Annotated in this window: 20 protein-coding genes; 9 read left to right on the top strand and 11 right to left on the bottom strand. The window is 64.3% G+C overall.

What is annotated here, in order from left to right; genetic code table 11:
• The first annotated feature begins 81 nt into the window (after positions 1-81).
• Positions 82-603 (top strand): DUF1993 domain-containing protein, encoded by a 522-nt coding sequence (locus ACTUWL_RS00220; protein WP_035651827.1) that lies wholly within the window; start codon positions 82-84, stop codon positions 601-603.
• A gap of 74 nt (positions 604-677) precedes the next feature.
• Here ACTUWL_RS00220 and ACTUWL_RS00215 read toward each other — a convergent pair whose 3' ends face one another.
• The 7 genes from ACTUWL_RS00215 to ACTUWL_RS00185 form a co-directional block, all read right to left on the bottom strand.
• On the bottom strand, positions 678-914 hold the full coding sequence (locus ACTUWL_RS00215; RefSeq protein WP_021079644.1) for a hypothetical protein: 237 nt from the start codon (positions 912-914) through the stop codon (positions 678-680).
• 321 nt (positions 915-1235) lie between these two features.
• On the bottom strand, positions 1236-1409 hold the full coding sequence (locus ACTUWL_RS00210; protein ID WP_021079643.1) for a hypothetical protein: 174 nt from the start codon (positions 1407-1409) through the stop codon (positions 1236-1238).
• Positions 1410-1418: 9 nt separating this feature from the next.
• Positions 1419-1649, bottom strand: coding sequence for a DUF6894 family protein (locus ACTUWL_RS00205; protein ID WP_021079642.1), 231 nt, complete (start codon positions 1647-1649; stop codon positions 1419-1421).
• Between the two features lie 153 nt (positions 1650-1802).
• On the bottom strand, positions 1803-2147 hold the full coding sequence (locus tag ACTUWL_RS00200; RefSeq protein WP_021079641.1) for a tRNA-binding protein: 345 nt from the start codon (positions 2145-2147) through the stop codon (positions 1803-1805).
• Positions 2147-2773, bottom strand: a complete 627-nt coding sequence (locus tag ACTUWL_RS00195; protein ID WP_021079640.1) for a LysE family translocator — start codon at positions 2771-2773, stop codon at positions 2147-2149. The genes ACTUWL_RS00200 and ACTUWL_RS00195 overlap by 1 nt, the downstream gene beginning before the upstream one ends.
• Positions 2774-2789: 16 nt before the next feature.
• Positions 2790-3662 (bottom strand): pyridoxal kinase PdxY, encoded by an 873-nt coding sequence (gene pdxY / locus ACTUWL_RS00190; protein WP_021079639.1) that lies wholly within the window; start codon positions 3660-3662, stop codon positions 2790-2792.
• A 10-nt stretch (positions 3663-3672) separates the two neighbouring features.
• Positions 3673-3846, bottom strand: a complete 174-nt coding sequence (locus ACTUWL_RS00185; RefSeq protein ID WP_016840760.1) for a hypothetical protein — start codon at positions 3844-3846, stop codon at positions 3673-3675.
• A gap of 451 nt (positions 3847-4297) precedes the next feature.
• Between ACTUWL_RS00185 and ACTUWL_RS00180 the strand changes: the two genes are divergently transcribed.
• Together ACTUWL_RS00180 and ACTUWL_RS00175 are read left to right on the top strand one after the other, a co-directional pair.
• Positions 4298-4540, top strand: a complete 243-nt coding sequence (locus tag ACTUWL_RS00180; protein WP_021079638.1) for a hypothetical protein — start codon at positions 4298-4300, stop codon at positions 4538-4540.
• Between the two features lie 85 nt (positions 4541-4625).
• On the top strand, positions 4626-5303 hold the full coding sequence (locus tag ACTUWL_RS00175) for an FMN-binding negative transcriptional regulator (protein ID WP_021079637.1): 678 nt from the start codon (positions 4626-4628) through the stop codon (positions 5301-5303).
• Between the two features lie 187 nt (positions 5304-5490).
• Here ACTUWL_RS00175 and ACTUWL_RS00170 read toward each other — a convergent pair whose 3' ends face one another.
• Positions 5491-6291, bottom strand: a complete 801-nt coding sequence (locus ACTUWL_RS00170) for an alpha/beta fold hydrolase (protein WP_021079636.1) — start codon at positions 6289-6291, stop codon at positions 5491-5493.
• A 115-nt stretch (positions 6292-6406) separates the two neighbouring features.
• Between ACTUWL_RS00170 and ACTUWL_RS00165 the strand changes: the two genes are divergently transcribed.
• From ACTUWL_RS00165 to ACTUWL_RS00150, 4 genes are all read left to right on the top strand, one after another.
• Positions 6407-7372, top strand: a complete 966-nt coding sequence (locus ACTUWL_RS00165; protein WP_021079635.1) for a LysR family transcriptional regulator — start codon at positions 6407-6409, stop codon at positions 7370-7372.
• 398 nt (positions 7373-7770) lie between these two features.
• Entirely contained in the window at positions 7771-8505 is a 735-nt protein-coding gene (locus ACTUWL_RS00160) for an ROK family protein (RefSeq protein WP_021079634.1), read from the top strand.
• Positions 8506-8638: 133 nt separating this feature from the next.
• Positions 8639-8899, top strand: a complete 261-nt coding sequence (locus ACTUWL_RS00155; protein ID WP_021079633.1) for a PepSY domain-containing protein — start codon at positions 8639-8641, stop codon at positions 8897-8899.
• Positions 8900-9081: 182 nt separating this feature from the next.
• Positions 9082-10365 carry a cystathionine gamma-synthase family protein gene (locus ACTUWL_RS00150; RefSeq protein WP_021079632.1) on the top strand — a complete coding sequence of 428 codons (1284 nt, stop codon included), beginning with the start codon at positions 9082-9084 and terminating at the stop codon, positions 10363-10365.
• A gap of 90 nt (positions 10366-10455) precedes the next feature.
• On the opposite strand, the gene ACTUWL_RS00145 is transcribed toward ACTUWL_RS00150, so the two are convergent.
• Both ACTUWL_RS00145 and ACTUWL_RS00140 read right to left on the bottom strand, forming a co-directional pair.
• Positions 10456-11445 (bottom strand): LLM class flavin-dependent oxidoreductase, encoded by a 990-nt coding sequence (locus tag ACTUWL_RS00145; protein ID WP_021079631.1) that lies wholly within the window; start codon positions 11443-11445, stop codon positions 10456-10458.
• Between the two features lie 276 nt (positions 11446-11721).
• Complete coding sequence (locus tag ACTUWL_RS00140) at positions 11722-11898, bottom strand: hypothetical protein (protein ID WP_158267736.1); 177 nt, start codon at positions 11896-11898, stop codon at positions 11722-11724.
• Between the two features lie 228 nt (positions 11899-12126).
• On the opposite strand from ACTUWL_RS00140, the gene ACTUWL_RS00135 reads away from it, so the two are divergent.
• The gene (locus ACTUWL_RS00135; protein WP_035651824.1) at positions 12127-13251 is read left to right on the top strand and encodes a metallophosphoesterase; all 1125 of its coding nucleotides are present in this window, start codon (positions 12127-12129) and stop codon (positions 13249-13251) included.
• Between the two features lie 309 nt (positions 13252-13560).
• A complete protein-coding gene (locus ACTUWL_RS00130; protein WP_021079629.1) occupies positions 13561-13833 on the top strand; it encodes a DUF2312 domain-containing protein in 273 nt (90 codons plus the stop codon).
• A gap of 124 nt (positions 13834-13957) precedes the next feature.
• Here the strand turns inward: ACTUWL_RS00130 and ACTUWL_RS00125 are convergent, their stop codons facing one another.
• Entirely contained in the window at positions 13958-14554 is a 597-nt protein-coding gene (locus ACTUWL_RS00125) for a YqaA family protein (RefSeq protein ID WP_021079628.1), read from the bottom strand.
• Positions 14555-14708: the final 154 nt, after the last annotated feature.

The raw sequence follows: 14708 nt of genomic DNA, 5'->3' as shown, positions 1-14708 counted from the left end.
CAGTGCCGCTTGCCTTTGCCGGAAATTCCGGGAACTCTGTTCAGGCAATCAGCAAATAAATTCTATCTGGGGGAATTCGCCGTGACCTTTTCACTCTACGACGCGACTGTCGCCAACTATCTGCAGATCCTCGGCTCCGTCTCGGGCTTTCTCGAAAAGAGCCTCACGCATTTCAAGGACAACGGCATCGATCCGGCCGAGATCGTCGAGACCCGATTGTTTCCCGACATGCTGCCGTTCCGCTTTCAGGTGGTCTCGCTCGCGCACCACTCCCGCGGCGCGATGGAGGCGGCGAAGAACGGCGTGTTCGTCCCGCCGTCCGGCAAGCCCGATCTGGACTACGCCGCATTGCAGGCGCTGGTGAAGGACGCGCACAGCGAGTTGTCGGCGCTGACGCCAGATGCAGTCAATGCGCTGCTCGGGCGCGACATGACATTCAAGGTCGGAGACCGGTCGATGCTGTTCACGGCCGAGGGATTTTTGATGTCGTTCTCGCTGCCGAACTTCTTCTTTCATTCGACCACGGCCTACGACATCCTCCGCCACAAGGGCGCGCCGCTCGGCAAGCGCGACTTCATCGGCCGCCTGAACCTGAAGAAGTGACCGGTCGCCGCGCGCAGCAAGATCGGGCGCGCGCGGCAACAAGCGCGATCGTCAGTACTTGAGGCCTGCCGACGCTAGCCGATCCTGCGCCACCGCGGCACGGGATCGAGCGGCGTCCGGTAGAGTTCGCGCCGATCGATGTCGGTGACGCGCACGGCGCAGCCGCGCGCTTTCAACTCCGGCTTGACCTGCGACAGCTCATTGGCGAGCTGATCGGCGCGATCGGATGCGAGGCTGATGTCTTCGAGGATGATCGTTCCTTGATTGCGGAACTCGTCCCCCACCACGAGATCGAAGGTGTAGTACGGCATTCCGAAGCTCTCCGTTTCGGTTTGCATCACAGGGTAACACTGAGTCGTGCATTCCCTAAGATGCGTGGCGCACAATCGTCGAGCGATCCGCGCAAAAACGATGTGCAGCGCGTCAGGCACGATGAACGATCAAGCACGCGCGGCACGGCGAAGGGGTCCTTGATCCAGCTCACCGCCATGCCGTTAAGATTTGATTAAAATTGTCGGCGCAAGCTCGAGCCCAAGCAGATCGCAACGGAACCGGGCTCCGGGAACCGGCAGTTGCAGGAGAAGGCCGGTGGCGTAACGCCCGCCGGCCTTTTCTCATCGCGGATGCGCGAACTAGTCGCGCAAGGCGGCTTGCCGCCTGGCGCGGCATTTCGGGCCGGGCCCGCGCATGTAGTACAGTTCAGGCCGATAGGGATTGATGACGCCGTCGAGCAGCGCGACGCAGCGCGTGACGAGGCAGGTGAGGCGGCGGCGCCAGGGCTGCAGGGTGAGTTCCATCGAATTCATGGCACACCCTCAGTGCAGTTCGCCGAGGACGGCGGCGAACGGAAGCTCGAAGATCTCGGTCCCGATATCGTCGGTGACGTGGACCGCCCAGTTGCGCCAGTCCTCCGCGCTCGGTGTCATGACAAAGCTGCGCGCCAGCTGCTCCGCATGCACCCATGCTTCCGAAAGGTCCATCGCGGCGCCGGTGCGATCCAGGATGACGTGCTTGTCGTCAGAGCAGTGAAAGAAAACTGCGGACATTTTCCGATTCCCATGCCGAAGCGATTCTTGCGCGTTGGAATAGCAGCGCGCGCTGGCATCGAGAATCCGGATCATCCCCCATCGGTAAACTACGGGGATTCCAGACGATTTGAATCACGCGGCCGTGATCGGCCTCAACGTCAGGATGATCGGTCAGAAGATCGGCTCGCCGACATCAACCTCGCTGCGCGGGCCGAGCACGATCACCTGGCCACCGATGTCCTTGGCGCCGAGGATCAGCAGTTCCGAGGTGAAACCGGCAATGTTCTTCGGTCCGAGATTGCAGATGCAGACCACCAGCGAGCCGACCAGCGCCGCCGGCTCATAATTCGTGATCTGCGCGCTCGACCACATGATCCGCCCGGCGCCGACATCGACACCGACCTTGTAGGAGGGGTTGCGGGCGCGCGGAAACGGCTGCACTTCGACGACCTTGCCGATCCTGATGTCGAGGCGGGCGAAGTCGTCATAAGTGGCTTGCGGCTTGAGCGGAGACATCAGCGCTCCTGAAACGCAAGGCGGATGCCGAGCGCGATATAGATCGTGCCGACCACGCGGCCCTGCCACTGCCCGATGCGGCGGTGCCGCCTGATCCACGGACTGATCTGGCCGGCGGCGAGCGCGAGCAGCGAGGTGTAGGCCGCGCTCATCGCGACGAAGATCAGGCCCAGCGTCGCGAATTGGGCGACCGCCGAGCCGTGACCGGGATGCACGAACTGCGGCAGGAAGGCGAGGAAGAACAGCGCGGTCTTCGGATTGAGCATTTCCGCCCAGATCGCCTGCCGGAACGCGCGCCGCGGATCGACCGGCTGCGCCGCCGGCAGATGCAGGTCGTCATTCGTCTCGAACAGGGCGCGGATGCCGAGCACGATCAGGTAGATCACGCCGGCATATTTGACGATCGAGAACGCCAGCGCCGAGGTCATCAGCACGGCCGACAGGCCGAACGTCGCCATCGCAGTGTGAACGAGATCGCCGAGCGCGATGCCGAACCCGGTGGCGACGCCGACGCGCGGCCCGCCGGTCACCGAACGCGCGAGCACCAGCAACACCGCCGGCCCGGGGATCAGGAACAGGCCGAGCTCGACGGCGGCGTAGGTGAGCAGGGTGGTGGTGTCGATCATGAAGGTGTCCCGGATGTCAGGATGCAGGGAGGGCGACCGCCGCGAAGCGTGGCCTCGGATCAAGCATCACGCCGGCGCTTTCGACAATACGCATTTCCTCGGTTCCCCGCTCGGCCGTGCGCACCAGCACGCCGTGGATGCCTGACGCAGCGTGGCTGAGCGCGTCCGGTGTCGCGAGGCCGCGCATGCGGGCGGCGGCGAACAGCGCCGCGAACAGGTCGCCGGTGCCGGACGGGCTGATCGGCACCCGCGGGGTGCGCACGCGCCAAGCCGCAATGCGCGCGCCTTCCGTGCGTTCGATCGCCAGCGTCTCGATTTCATTGTGGGGCGTGCCGGCAAGCTCGGCGCTGGTGATGACGATCGTTGCCGGACCCCGCGCCATCAGCGCGCCGGCCTGGGCGATCACGTCGTCGATCGTCGTCACGCGCGCGCCGCAGAGGAACTCGAACTCGAAATGGTTCGGCGTGATGATATCGGCGAGCGGGCAGAGTTGGTCGCGCACCAGCGGCGGGATGTCCGGCCGCACGAACATGCCGCGGTCGCGATCGCCGAGCACCGGATCGCAGCAATAGAGCAGGGCCGGGTTCGCGGCTTTCGCGCGGGCGACGAAGTCGGCGACGTCAAAGCCGATATCGGCCGAGCCGAGATAGCCCGACAGGATCATCCGGGCCGCCTCGACCGCGCCGCGCTCCTCGATGCCGCGCAACAGATCGGCCACCAGCTGCACGTCGAGCACCCGGCCGCGGATCGTCGGATAGCCCGGCCGGTTGCTGAGCAGCGTGGTGGGCACGGCGACGACATCGATGCCATGCAACTGGATCGGAAAGGTGGCGGCGCTGTTGCCGACATGGCCGAATGCGACCTGTGACTGGATCGAGATGACGGTCATGGTGTCCGCATCACCCGAACAGGGCGGCGTAGATCACGTAAAGCCAGCCCAGGATACCGTGGATGATCGCCCACAGGATCGAATGGTTCTTGGTGTAGGAGATCGCAATCGCCAGCGCCGAGCCGAACCCCACGCCGTATTTCGCACCCTCGACGCGGACGCCGTAATATCGATTGCCGTTCATGGTGATCCTTCCAGCGGGAGGGCGTGAGGCGGGTGACAGCGTAACCCGCGAGTTGCGGTGAGTTCAACGGCGGACATTGCCTTCGAGGGGTCGGTGCGTCCATCAGCCGGGCGCCGGGCATCCTTCGGGGCTCGCCCCTTCCAATCGTCGTCCTGGCGAAAGCCAGGGGACCCATAACCACCGGCGTTGGTCGTGAGAGGAATTGGGCCCAGCGTCGCGCAACAATGTGGGCATTCGGGGCAATGGTCCTGGCTTTCGCCAGGACGACGGTGAAGGTCGCTCTCGGTCACGCTCCAATCAATCGAATGTGTCGAACTGAGCCACAGCACCTGCAAATTCGTTGCGTCGTCACGGAATAATCGGGGAGCGCCGCCCGTCATGGTTCTAGCGAAAACGCTTCGACAGGCCGGTGAGATGATCCCCATCCTGTTGATCCAGCAGGAGACGCTCGATGACCACGATCAAACACGTCGCGGCAGGCTTGCTGGCCCTTGGCATGCTGACGACGTCGGCCATGGCGCGGGAGGTCCCGGCCGGCCCATCCGCGTTCTTGAAGGGACATGCCGCGGCCGCCGGCCGCTGGGGCGGCGGGCCGCCGCGCGTGGCGGTGCCGCGCTTCGGCGAATTCGAGACGCTGCCCCGGGATCAGCCCGGCGGCGTCTGCGACCACGGTGACAACGCCATGATCTGCTGAGCCGGACGGTGCATGGCGGTGATCTCCGGCAAAAGTTGCGCTAGCCTCGCTGGGTCGTCTCCCCCCAGCCGCGAGCGCCACCGCCATGCACATCCTCCGTCCCCAGTTTCGCATCGAGGACGACCACGCCCTGGCCTTCGCGGCGGCGCGCGGCTTCGGCGCCATCGTCGCCGCCGACGCACGCGGCCCGCGAGCGTCTCATGTTCCCTTCGTGATCGCGCGGCGCGACGATCGCGTGATCGTGCAGCTCCATCTCACCGCGAGGAATCCGCTGGTCGAGCTCGCCGACGGTATCAGGCGCTTTCTGCTGATCGTCTCGGGCGACGACGCCTACATCTCGAACGACTGGTACGTCTCGCGCGACAACGTTTCGACCTGGCTCTACGAGGCGGTGCATCTGTCCGGCGTCGCGCACCTGCGCGATCGCGGCGAGAATCGTGGTCACGGTGACGCGCTGCTCGCGGTCTCCGAGGCGCGGCTGCCGAAGCAGCCCTGGGACCTCACGCAGATGGAGCCCGGCAAGCGCGAACAGATGCTGGCGTCGATCAGGGTGATCGATCTCGTCGTCGACGAGATCGAGGGGCAATCGAAACTCAATCAGCACAAGAGCGATGCGGACTACGTCGCGCTCGTCGACCGCCTGGCGCAGGCGGAAGAGACCGCAAGCCAGAGACTGGCGGAGAAGATGCGTGCGCTACGGCCGGAGCTTGAATATGACGTTGGACGGAGCCTGGGGCGGGGTAGCCAACGGGTCCGTCCGTAGGACGGCCCGATGACAGGCTCCGCGTAACCCGCCATCTTTGCTGATGGCGGATTACGCCTTCGACAAATCTGCCTTGCAAGCTTGATCAACGTCGCGATCGCAAACGTGTTGTTAACAATTGCTCTGTGCTGATTTGCTCGATTCCGATTCGTTCCCTGCGAACAAAATGGAGTCGGATGGGGAACGATTACGGTGCGGACTCCAGGAAGCCCAGAACCTCACTGTTGAATCGTTCCGCCTGCTCGACATTGAGGATGTGAACGCCGGGCAGCAGGACGAGTCTTGCACCGGCAATCGTCGTCGCGATCGCTTCGCTGTGATTGGGGCGCGTGACGGTGTCGCTCTCGCCGCCGATGACCAGGGTCGGCGCCGCGATCAGCGCGATGACGCGGCGAAGATCGACATCGCGCAGTGCGGCGAAACACCCGGCAAGGCCGCGCGGCGAGGTGGTGAGTACCATGTTGCTGAATTCGTCGACGATCTCGTTCGGCGCGGCCAGCATCGTCGCGGGAAACCAGTTGCGCATGAAGCCGTCTGCGATCGCGTCCATATCGCTCGCAGCCAGCACCGCGTGGATCTGGTCGTCGAAATGCAGCTCCGCGGCAAGATAGGGCGCCGTGTTCGAGAGGATCAGGCGATCGATGCGGTTGGGCGCGAAGACGCCGAGCCATTGCCCGATGAACCCACCGAGCGAAAGGCCGAGAAAATGTGCCCGATCGATGTCGAGAAAGTCGAGCAGCTCGACCACGTCGCGGCCGAGCCGGTCCATCGAATAGGGACCCGCCGGCGCGTCCGACCCGCCATGGCCACGGGTGTCGTAGCGGAGCAGGCGAAAGGAGCGGCCAAGCGCCGCCACCGATCGATCCCACATGTGCAGGTTCGTGGCGATCGAGTTCGACAGCATGAGCACCGGCCGATCGACGGGGCCGTCGATCCGGTACGCAATCCGGCAGCCATCTGCCGTCGTGAAGTGTTGATCGCCGCTCATCTCGCTGGTCCCTTCTGCTGGTGGAAGCCGGCGGCTTCGCATAGCGCCAGGCTAGGGCTCGCGCCCAGCAAGAAAAATTACTAAGATTGACAAGTCTCTGTAGGTTTTATGGATAATGGATCGGATCAAGCTCCACGATCTGCGCTGCTTCGACGCTGTCGCGACCAAGGGAAGCTTCCAGGCTGCCGGCGCCGCGCTGAACCGATCGCACCCATCGGTGTTCGTGGCGGTCGCCCGGCTCGAGCAGCAGCTCGGCCTCACGCTGTTCGATCGCAGCGGATACCGTGTGGGGCTGACGGAGGCGGGGCGGACGTTTCTCCTCCGGGCGCGGGCGACGTTGCGCGAGCTCGATCTGCTGCAGGCCTATGCGGAGCAGCTCGTCAGCGGGGAAGAGGTCGTCCTGCGTCTCGTCATCGGCGACCTGGTTCCGCGGCCGCCGATCCTGCAGATGCTCTCGGGGTTCTTTGCCCAATATCCCAACACGCGGCTGCACCTGGAATATGAGGCGGTCGGGGGACCTCTCGAGCGCTTGATCGAGGGGGAGGCGGACCTGGTGTTTCATCGCGCCGACCCGTCGGACCCGCGGTTCGAGCAGATCAAGCTCTCGACGACCGCCATGGTGCCGGTTGTCGCGCCCGGGTTCTTGCCGTTTGCGTGGACCAGGCGGATCACGCCGGAGCAGATGCGTCCATTCACGCAGTGCGTGATACGCGATACTGCGCGGCGACCGTCATCGGAAGCCTTCTTCCTGATTGACGGCGCCCATCAGTGCACGGTGCCGGACCAGATGATGAAGAAGGAGCTGATCCTGCATCGTCTTGCATGGGGCCATCTGCCGGCGTGGCTGATCGAGGATGAGCTCGCCGACGGCAGGTTGATCAGCATCGCGGGACCGAACTTTCCGGGTCGCGACGAAAATCTGGCGGTGATCCGGTATCGCCAGCATCCGCACGGACCTGTCGCGGAGGCGCTGTGGCGTCACCTTGGGGACTGGCGGCGGACGCAGCATCTCGGGCGGGTTGGTACGCGCGTAATCCGCCGCTCGCGTTCGCCGACGGGTGGCCGACGACGCTCGCGCTGATCCGCTCTGCAAAGTTGCCGCAACATCGAAGTCGCAAATGTGTTGTTAAGAATCGCGCTGCGCTGATTTTTCGATTCCGATTCGTTCTTCGCGAACGAAATGGAGTCGAACGGGGAACGCGGCGGCGCTGCCGTCTGTCGCACAAATCCGGCAAGCCGGAGCATCAACGGGTCTGAAGGATGTGCGAGATTGCACGCCGAGTACAATAATCCCACCGTGGTACAACATTGATCGCTTGGGTGCGGTGCGTGCATGCAGGTTGTTAACGTTTGAGCCTCGGCGATTTTGTCGATTCCGATTCGTTCCGCGCGAACAAATTGGAGTCAGATGCAGAACGCGGCTGTGGCGCGCAATGCGTTTCACTGCTCCACTCGGAGCGCACAAGAGAGAACCGATCGATGGCCAAGAAGGCAGCCAAGAAGACAGCCGAGAAAACGAAGAGGCCCGCGTCGCGGCGCACGGTGCTCGCGATCGACATCGGCGGCACACATGTGAAGGTCATGACCGACAAGGACCGAATCCGGCGCGAGTTCGAGTCAGGTCCGACCTTGTCCGCCACCGAGATGGTGCGGCAGGTCAAGGCGCTGACCAGGAACTGGTCCTACGATGTGATCTCGATCGGCTATCCCGGGCCGGTGGTGCACAACCGTCCGCTGACGGAGCCGCACAATCTCGGCCGCGGCTGGGCCGGGTTCGATTTTCACGCAGCGTTCGGCCGGCCGGTGAAGGTCGTCAACGACGCATTGATGCAGGCGATCGGCAGCTATCAGGGCGGGCGGATGCTGTTTCTCGGCCTCGGCACCGGGCTTGGCTCGGCGATGATCGTCGACGGCGTTTTCGAGCCGATGGAGCTCGGCCACTTGCCGTATCGCAGGGACGGGACGTTCGAGGACTATGTCGGCGCCGCCGGTCTCGAGCGGCGCGGCCTGAAGAAATGGCGCAAGAGCGTCGAGGACGTCATCGCGCGGCTGTCGGCGGCGCTGGAGCCCGACTACATCGTGCTCGGCGGAGGCAATGCCGACAAGATCGACAACCCGCCGCCCAAGGTGAGGTTCGGCGACAACGCCAACGCATTCGAGGGCGGTTTCCGGATGTGGAAGAAGGCGGCGCGCAAGCCGCGCAGCGCCCGTTGATGAAAATGGAATCGCCACCGAATTGCCGCAACTGCCGAAGGTTCGCGCTGCTCCGTGGTCGCCGCTGCTGGAACTGATCGGGGGCGCCGCTCGTTTTATGCGGCATGACATCCCGTTCCATGAGGAGTGAACCATGCGAAAATTCTTGATCCCTGCAGTCGCGGCTTTGGCGATTGGTGCCGCGACACCGGCGCTGGCCTATGATTCTGCCAGCCAGCTCTCCATGCAGGCGGCGCTCGACGTCGCGACCAGCATCGGCATCGTGACGGTGTCCAACACCGAATTCCTCGGCGACGAATGGGAGATCGAAGGCCGGGATTATCGCGGCCGCTGGATGCAGGTCGATGTCGACGCGCGCACCGGTGAGGTGCGCAACGTGGATCGCAGCTGGTAATCGCGTCCTCACCCACGTGCGAGCTTCCGAACGGCCGGCGGCGCAGGGCGCGCGCCGGCCGTCGTTATCCAGAACTGCGTGGCGCCGGGCTTTGGCCGAATGGCACAAAGCTGGAGTATGCTCGGTCGCATCATTCCGGGAATCGCCGCCGGCGCGGTGGTCTCGCGAACAGGAGACCGGCCATGACAAAACCGTTTCCATCCAGAACCCACATCGGCAACCATCTGCTGCATCCGGAAACCCAGATGCTGAACTACGGCTACGACCCGCAATTGTCGGAAGGCGCCGTCAAGCCTCCGGTATTCCTCACCTCGACCTTCGTGTTCCGCACCGCCGAGGACGGCAAGGACTTCTTCGATTTCGTCGCGGGCCGGCGCGAGCCTCCGGAAGGCATGGGGGCGGGGCTGGTCTATTCGCGCTTCAATCATCCGAACAGCGAAATCGTCGAGGACCGTCTCGCGATCTATGAGCGCACCGAGAGCTGCGCGCTGTTTTCCTCCGGCATGTCGGCGATCTCGACCACGGTGCTCGCCTTCGCGCGGCCGGGGGATGTGATCCTGCACTCACAGCCGCTCTATGGCGGCACCGAGACGCTGTTCACCAAGACGCTGGCGGCGTTTTCGATTCAAGCCGTGGGCTTCGCCGACGGCCTCGACGAAAGCGTCGTGCGCGCCGCCGCCGACGAGGCGATGAAGAAGGGCCGCGTTGCGATGATCTTCATCGAGACGCCGGCCAATCCGACCAACGGCCTGGTCGATATCGCGCTGACCCGGCGTGTCGCCGACGCGATCGGCAAGGCGCAGGGCTTCACGCCGATCATCGCCTGCGACAACACGCTGCTCGGGCCGGTGTTCCAGCGCCCGATCGAGCACGGCGCCGATCTGTCACTGTACTCGCTGACCAAATATGTCGGTGGCCATTCCGATTTGATCGCGGGCGCGGCGCTCGGCTCGAAGAAGCTGATGAAGGACGTCAAGGCGCTGCGCGGCGCGATCGGCACCCAGCTCGATCCGCATTCCTGCTGGATGATCAGCCGCTCGCTGGAAACGCTCAGCCTGCGCATGGAAAAGGCCGATCGCAATGCGCGGATCGTCGCCGACTATCTGCGCGACCATCCCAAGGTGGCGACGGTGCATTATCTCGGCCATCACGACCCGGGCTCGCCGGCGGGCCGGGTGTTCGCGAGCCAGAGCTCTGGCGCCGGTTCGACCTTCTCGTTCGACATCGTCGGCGGGCAGGCGGCCGCGGAGGCGTTCCTCAACAACCTGCAGATATTCAAGCTCGCTGTGAGCCTCGGCGGCACCGAGTCGCTCGCGAGCCTGCCGGCGACCATGACGCATTCCGGCGTGCCCGCCGATATCAGGACAAAGATCGGCGTGCTCGATACCACGATCCGGCTCTCGATCGGGATCGAGCACCCGTCCGATCTGGTCGCCGACATTGCGCAGGCGTTGACCAAGGTGTGACTTGTAGGATGGGTGGAGCGAAGCGATACCCATCGCTTCGTATCCGCGGCGCAAAGGATGGGTATCGCTGCGCTCCACCCATCCTACGCCCTACGGCGTGATCCCGCCGGCTTTCGCGATCAGCTCGAACGAGCGCAGCCGCTGCTGGTGATCGTAGACGTCGGACACGATCATCAACTCGTCGGCGCCGGTCTCGGCGACCAGCGCGTCCATCCCGGCGCGCACCGTCTCGGGTGAGCCGATGATGGAGCGCTCCAGCATCCGCGTCGCCTGGACCTTCTCCTGTGGCGACCAGTAGCTCTCGATGTCGTCGATCGGCGGCTGACTCAGGCCGCGCGTGCCGCGGAAGATGTTGGTGAATGACATCTGCTGCGTGGTGGCGAGGCGTCGCGCTTCGGCGTCGGTATCGGCGGCGATGATGTTGACACCGACCATGGTGTAAGGCTGCGCGAGCTGCTCCGACGGCTTGAAGCGGGCGCGGTAGATCTGCAGCGCCTGGAGCAACAGCTCGGGCGCGAAGTGCGAGGCGAAGGCGTAGGGCAGGCCGAGCTCACCGGCCAGCATCGCACCGAAGTTGCTCGAGCCGAGGATCCACAGCGGCACGTCGGTGCCCGCAGCCGGCACCGCCTGGATGCGCTGGTTGGGGCCGGCGGCGGCGAGAAAGGCCTGCACCTCGAGCACGTCCTGCGGAAAGTTCTCGGCCGATTCCGGCGTGCGGCGCAGCGCGCGCAAGGTGAGCTGATCGGTGCCCGGTGCGCGGCCGAGGCCAAGGTCGATGCGGTCCGGAAACAGCCGCGCCAGCGTGCCGAACTGCTCGGCAATGACGTAGGGCGCATGGTTCGGCAGCATGATGCCGCCGGCGCCGACCCGGATGGTGCTGGTGCCCGCCGCGATATGCCCGATCACGACCGACGTCGCGGCGCTGGCGATCCCCGCCATGTTGTGGTGCTCCGCCACCCAGATCCGGCGATAACCCAGGGCCTCGGCATGGCGGGCGACATCGCGCGCATTGTACAGCGCGCCGCGCGCGTCGGTGTCCTCGGTGACGCGGACGAGATCAAGGATGGAGAGGGCGGCCACGGCGGCTCCGGAACGTTGCGGACTGGAGCCGGTGGTATCTGGCTGTGTCCAGGTGAGGGCGAAACGGCGCGGGCAGCCGATTCATGCAGATGCATATGGATACGGTCCGCGTGCGGGTCAATCGGGCGGATGCGACCGGGGGTATTCGCCATTGATGGCGACGGCGCGAAGCGACGCGTCCCAAAATATCGAAAACAACCCCATGCAAAGGGCGGGCGGCCGCCGGAACTCCGAAAAGCGACTTGACCCGTCGGGCAACTCAGCGATACATTTCCATTATTCCGAAATCGTGCGGGTGCCCGCCGTTTGCCGGCCACCGCCGGAGAACCGTCGCGTCACGCCCCAGACGATCGCGGCGGCGAAGGCGATGTGCTCGGTGCGGCGCACGATAGAAAATGAGCAATGTTCAAGCTTTATCTTGGACGAACGGCGCGGAAGCTTCACCTCTCCCATGGGAGCCCCGATGGGGAGAGGTGAACCGGGATCGCGCCGAGCCGATTCAAGCCAATCTGATCGCGCTTCGACTGCTCACGTCGCGGCTCAGAGCGCGCAGGGCGTCTTGGCAGCGCGCGACTTGCCGAAAATGTGCTGATGGTGGCGCTTACGCCTGCGGCCGATCCAACCTACCTTTGCCGGGCGCCGACCGCCCAGCCTTAACCGATCCGATCCGGAGCGTGACCAATTCCCCAACTCATTTTCGGCCTGACCAGCCTCTTGATCCTGGCCCGTTTCATCTGGCCGCTCGACTGGCCGCTGCCGGCTAAGATCGTCGCAGCCTTGCTCGTGCTGGTCGCCCTGCAGTTTCACCGCTGGAACAGGCTGTCGTCGGGATCGGAATTCTCGCCGGAGTTTCCGCGTCCGGTGGTCGCGCTGTTCAACTGGGCGTTCGGTGCGGTGATGCTGCTGGCGCTGCTGCAGCTGGCGCTCGATGCTGGATTGATCGTCGCCGCGGTGATCCATGGCGGCTTTGTGGGGGCGCCGGACGGCGTCCGCTACGCGCTTGCCGGCGTGGCGGCCGCAGCCGCCGCGATCGGCGTCCATCAGGCGATGCGCATTCCGCCATTGAAGGATGTCGAGGTCGCGATCCGCGGACTGCCGCCAGAGTTCGACGGCTACACCATCCTGCAACTGACCGACCTGCACATCAGCCGGCTGTTTCCCGCGTCATGGGCGCGCGAGGTGGTCGCGCGATCGAACAAGCTCGACGTCGACCTGATTGCGATCACCGGCGACCTGATCGACGGCAGCATTGACGCGCGGCGCAACGACATCGCGCCGCTGCAGGACCTCATGGCCGCCGACGGTGTCTACGTGATCTCGGGCAATCACGAATATATCTTCGGCTATGACGCCTGGATGGCGCACTACGCCGCACTCGGCCTGCGCTCGCTCGAGAACAGCCGCATCACGCTCGAACGCGGCGGCGGCCGCCTGGTGATCGCGGGCATTACCGACCGTGCGTCGCGCCGCAGGAAGCATCCGGTCCGCGATCTTGCCGCGGTGCTCGCCGGCTCGCCTGAGGGCGCGCCCGTCATCCTGCTCGATCACCAGCCGAGCGATGCCCGCAACGCAGCTCGGCTCGGCGTCGCCCTGCAACTCTCCGGGCACACCCATGGCGGATTGATCATCGGCATCGACCGGCTGGCCGCGCCCGCCAATGCCGGATTCGTCTCGGGCCGCTACGACGTCGACGGCATGACGCTCTACGTCAACAACGGCACCGCGCTCTGGCCGGGCTTCGCCGTGCGGCTCGGCCGGCCGTCCGAATTGACGCGGATCACGTTGCGGGTGGCTGATGATGCCTGAGTGATGTGTGACGGATGCGATGATGCTATTGCGAGGTCGGTGTCATCACCCGCGAAAGCGGGTGATCCGGTATTCCAGAGACGCCGGCGCTGGAGCCGAATGGCCGCGGCGTACTGGATCGCCCGGGTGTAGGTGAGGGCACAGCTTCGCGTTCTCACAACATGATTTGTCCGAGCTGTGCTCCTCGTCTCGTTGCGAGCAAAGCAATGTATGGTTCAAGCTATCAACAAACCGCCGCGACGCCGTTTGCTTAACACATTGGTCATCTCTTTGCTCGCATTTTCACGACCTCATTCAGCAGGAGGCACCATGTCCGACATCACCATTCCCGGCGGAAAAATTCGTTCCTTCGTCGAGCGGATCGAGAACCTGGACACCGAGATCCAGGAACTCAGCGAGCAGAAGAAGGAAGTCTTCTCGGAAGCGAAGGGCGACGGCTTCGACGTCAAGATCCTCAAGGAGATCATCAAGCTACGCAAGCAGGACCAGGACGAGCGCGACGAGCGCGAAAGCCTGCTCGATCTCTATATGCGCGCGATGGAAACCGCGCCGGCAGAGGACAAGACCGCGAAAGCGGCGTGACGCCTTCCTCGAGCACGATGAGTTTGAATTGAATCGGTTCGGCTCCGCACGACTTCACCTCTCCCAAGGGAGAGGTGGTTCGCCGCCGTCGATCCCGGTTCAACCTAATCCCGTCCCACTCCGGTCAGCGGAGCGACCAGGCGATGCCGAGGAGGGCGGCGGAGAGAAGCCCGAGGGCGACGAACCATCGGTGGTATCTCTCGATCAATTGCAGTAATCGCGATCCCAAAAGCCGGACCAGGGCGGCAACGATCGCAAAATGCAGCAGGCGGCCGAGCACGGCCGCGACCGTGAAGGTCCAGAGGTTCATCGACGCCACGCCTGCGGCAATGGCGATGAACTTGAACGGAATCGGAGTGAAGCTCTTGGCGATGATGATCCAGACTCCCCAGTCTTCAACGAGGTTCTGGTAGCGCCGAAAGTTGTCGGCCTGGCCGTAGATCTCGACCAGCGTCTGTCCGACCGCCGTCCAGGCAAAATATCCGATCCCATAGCCGACCAGGGCTCCGGCCGATGACGCCACGACACAGACGGTGCACAGGAGCAAACTCCGCTCCGGACGTATGAGCAGCATCGGGACGAGGAGCAGGTCGGGCAAGACAGGTAGAACCGAACTGTCCGCAAACGCGATCAGCGCGAGCAGTACGAGGCCGGTCCGACTGCCTGAGAACGCTTCAGCGCGGCGTCGCCAGACGTCGCGGTTCGTGGAAAACAGACGCATGATCATCCATCGACCAGCAATGCGCACGCCACGCAAGAAAATAGTTCGGCATCGCGTGCCTCCAGTGTACGTCCATCCCCGCTCGAGGTGAAACAGCGCGAGCTCATCCAGCTGCAAAAGTCGGGAATGTTCCGGTCTTGTGGGCGCTACCCTG

This window comes from Bradyrhizobium sp. WCU1, from assembly GCF_053474805.1.
Note: the sequence above shows the minus strand (reverse complement) of the source record. Positions and strands in the feature narration are given on the sequence as shown.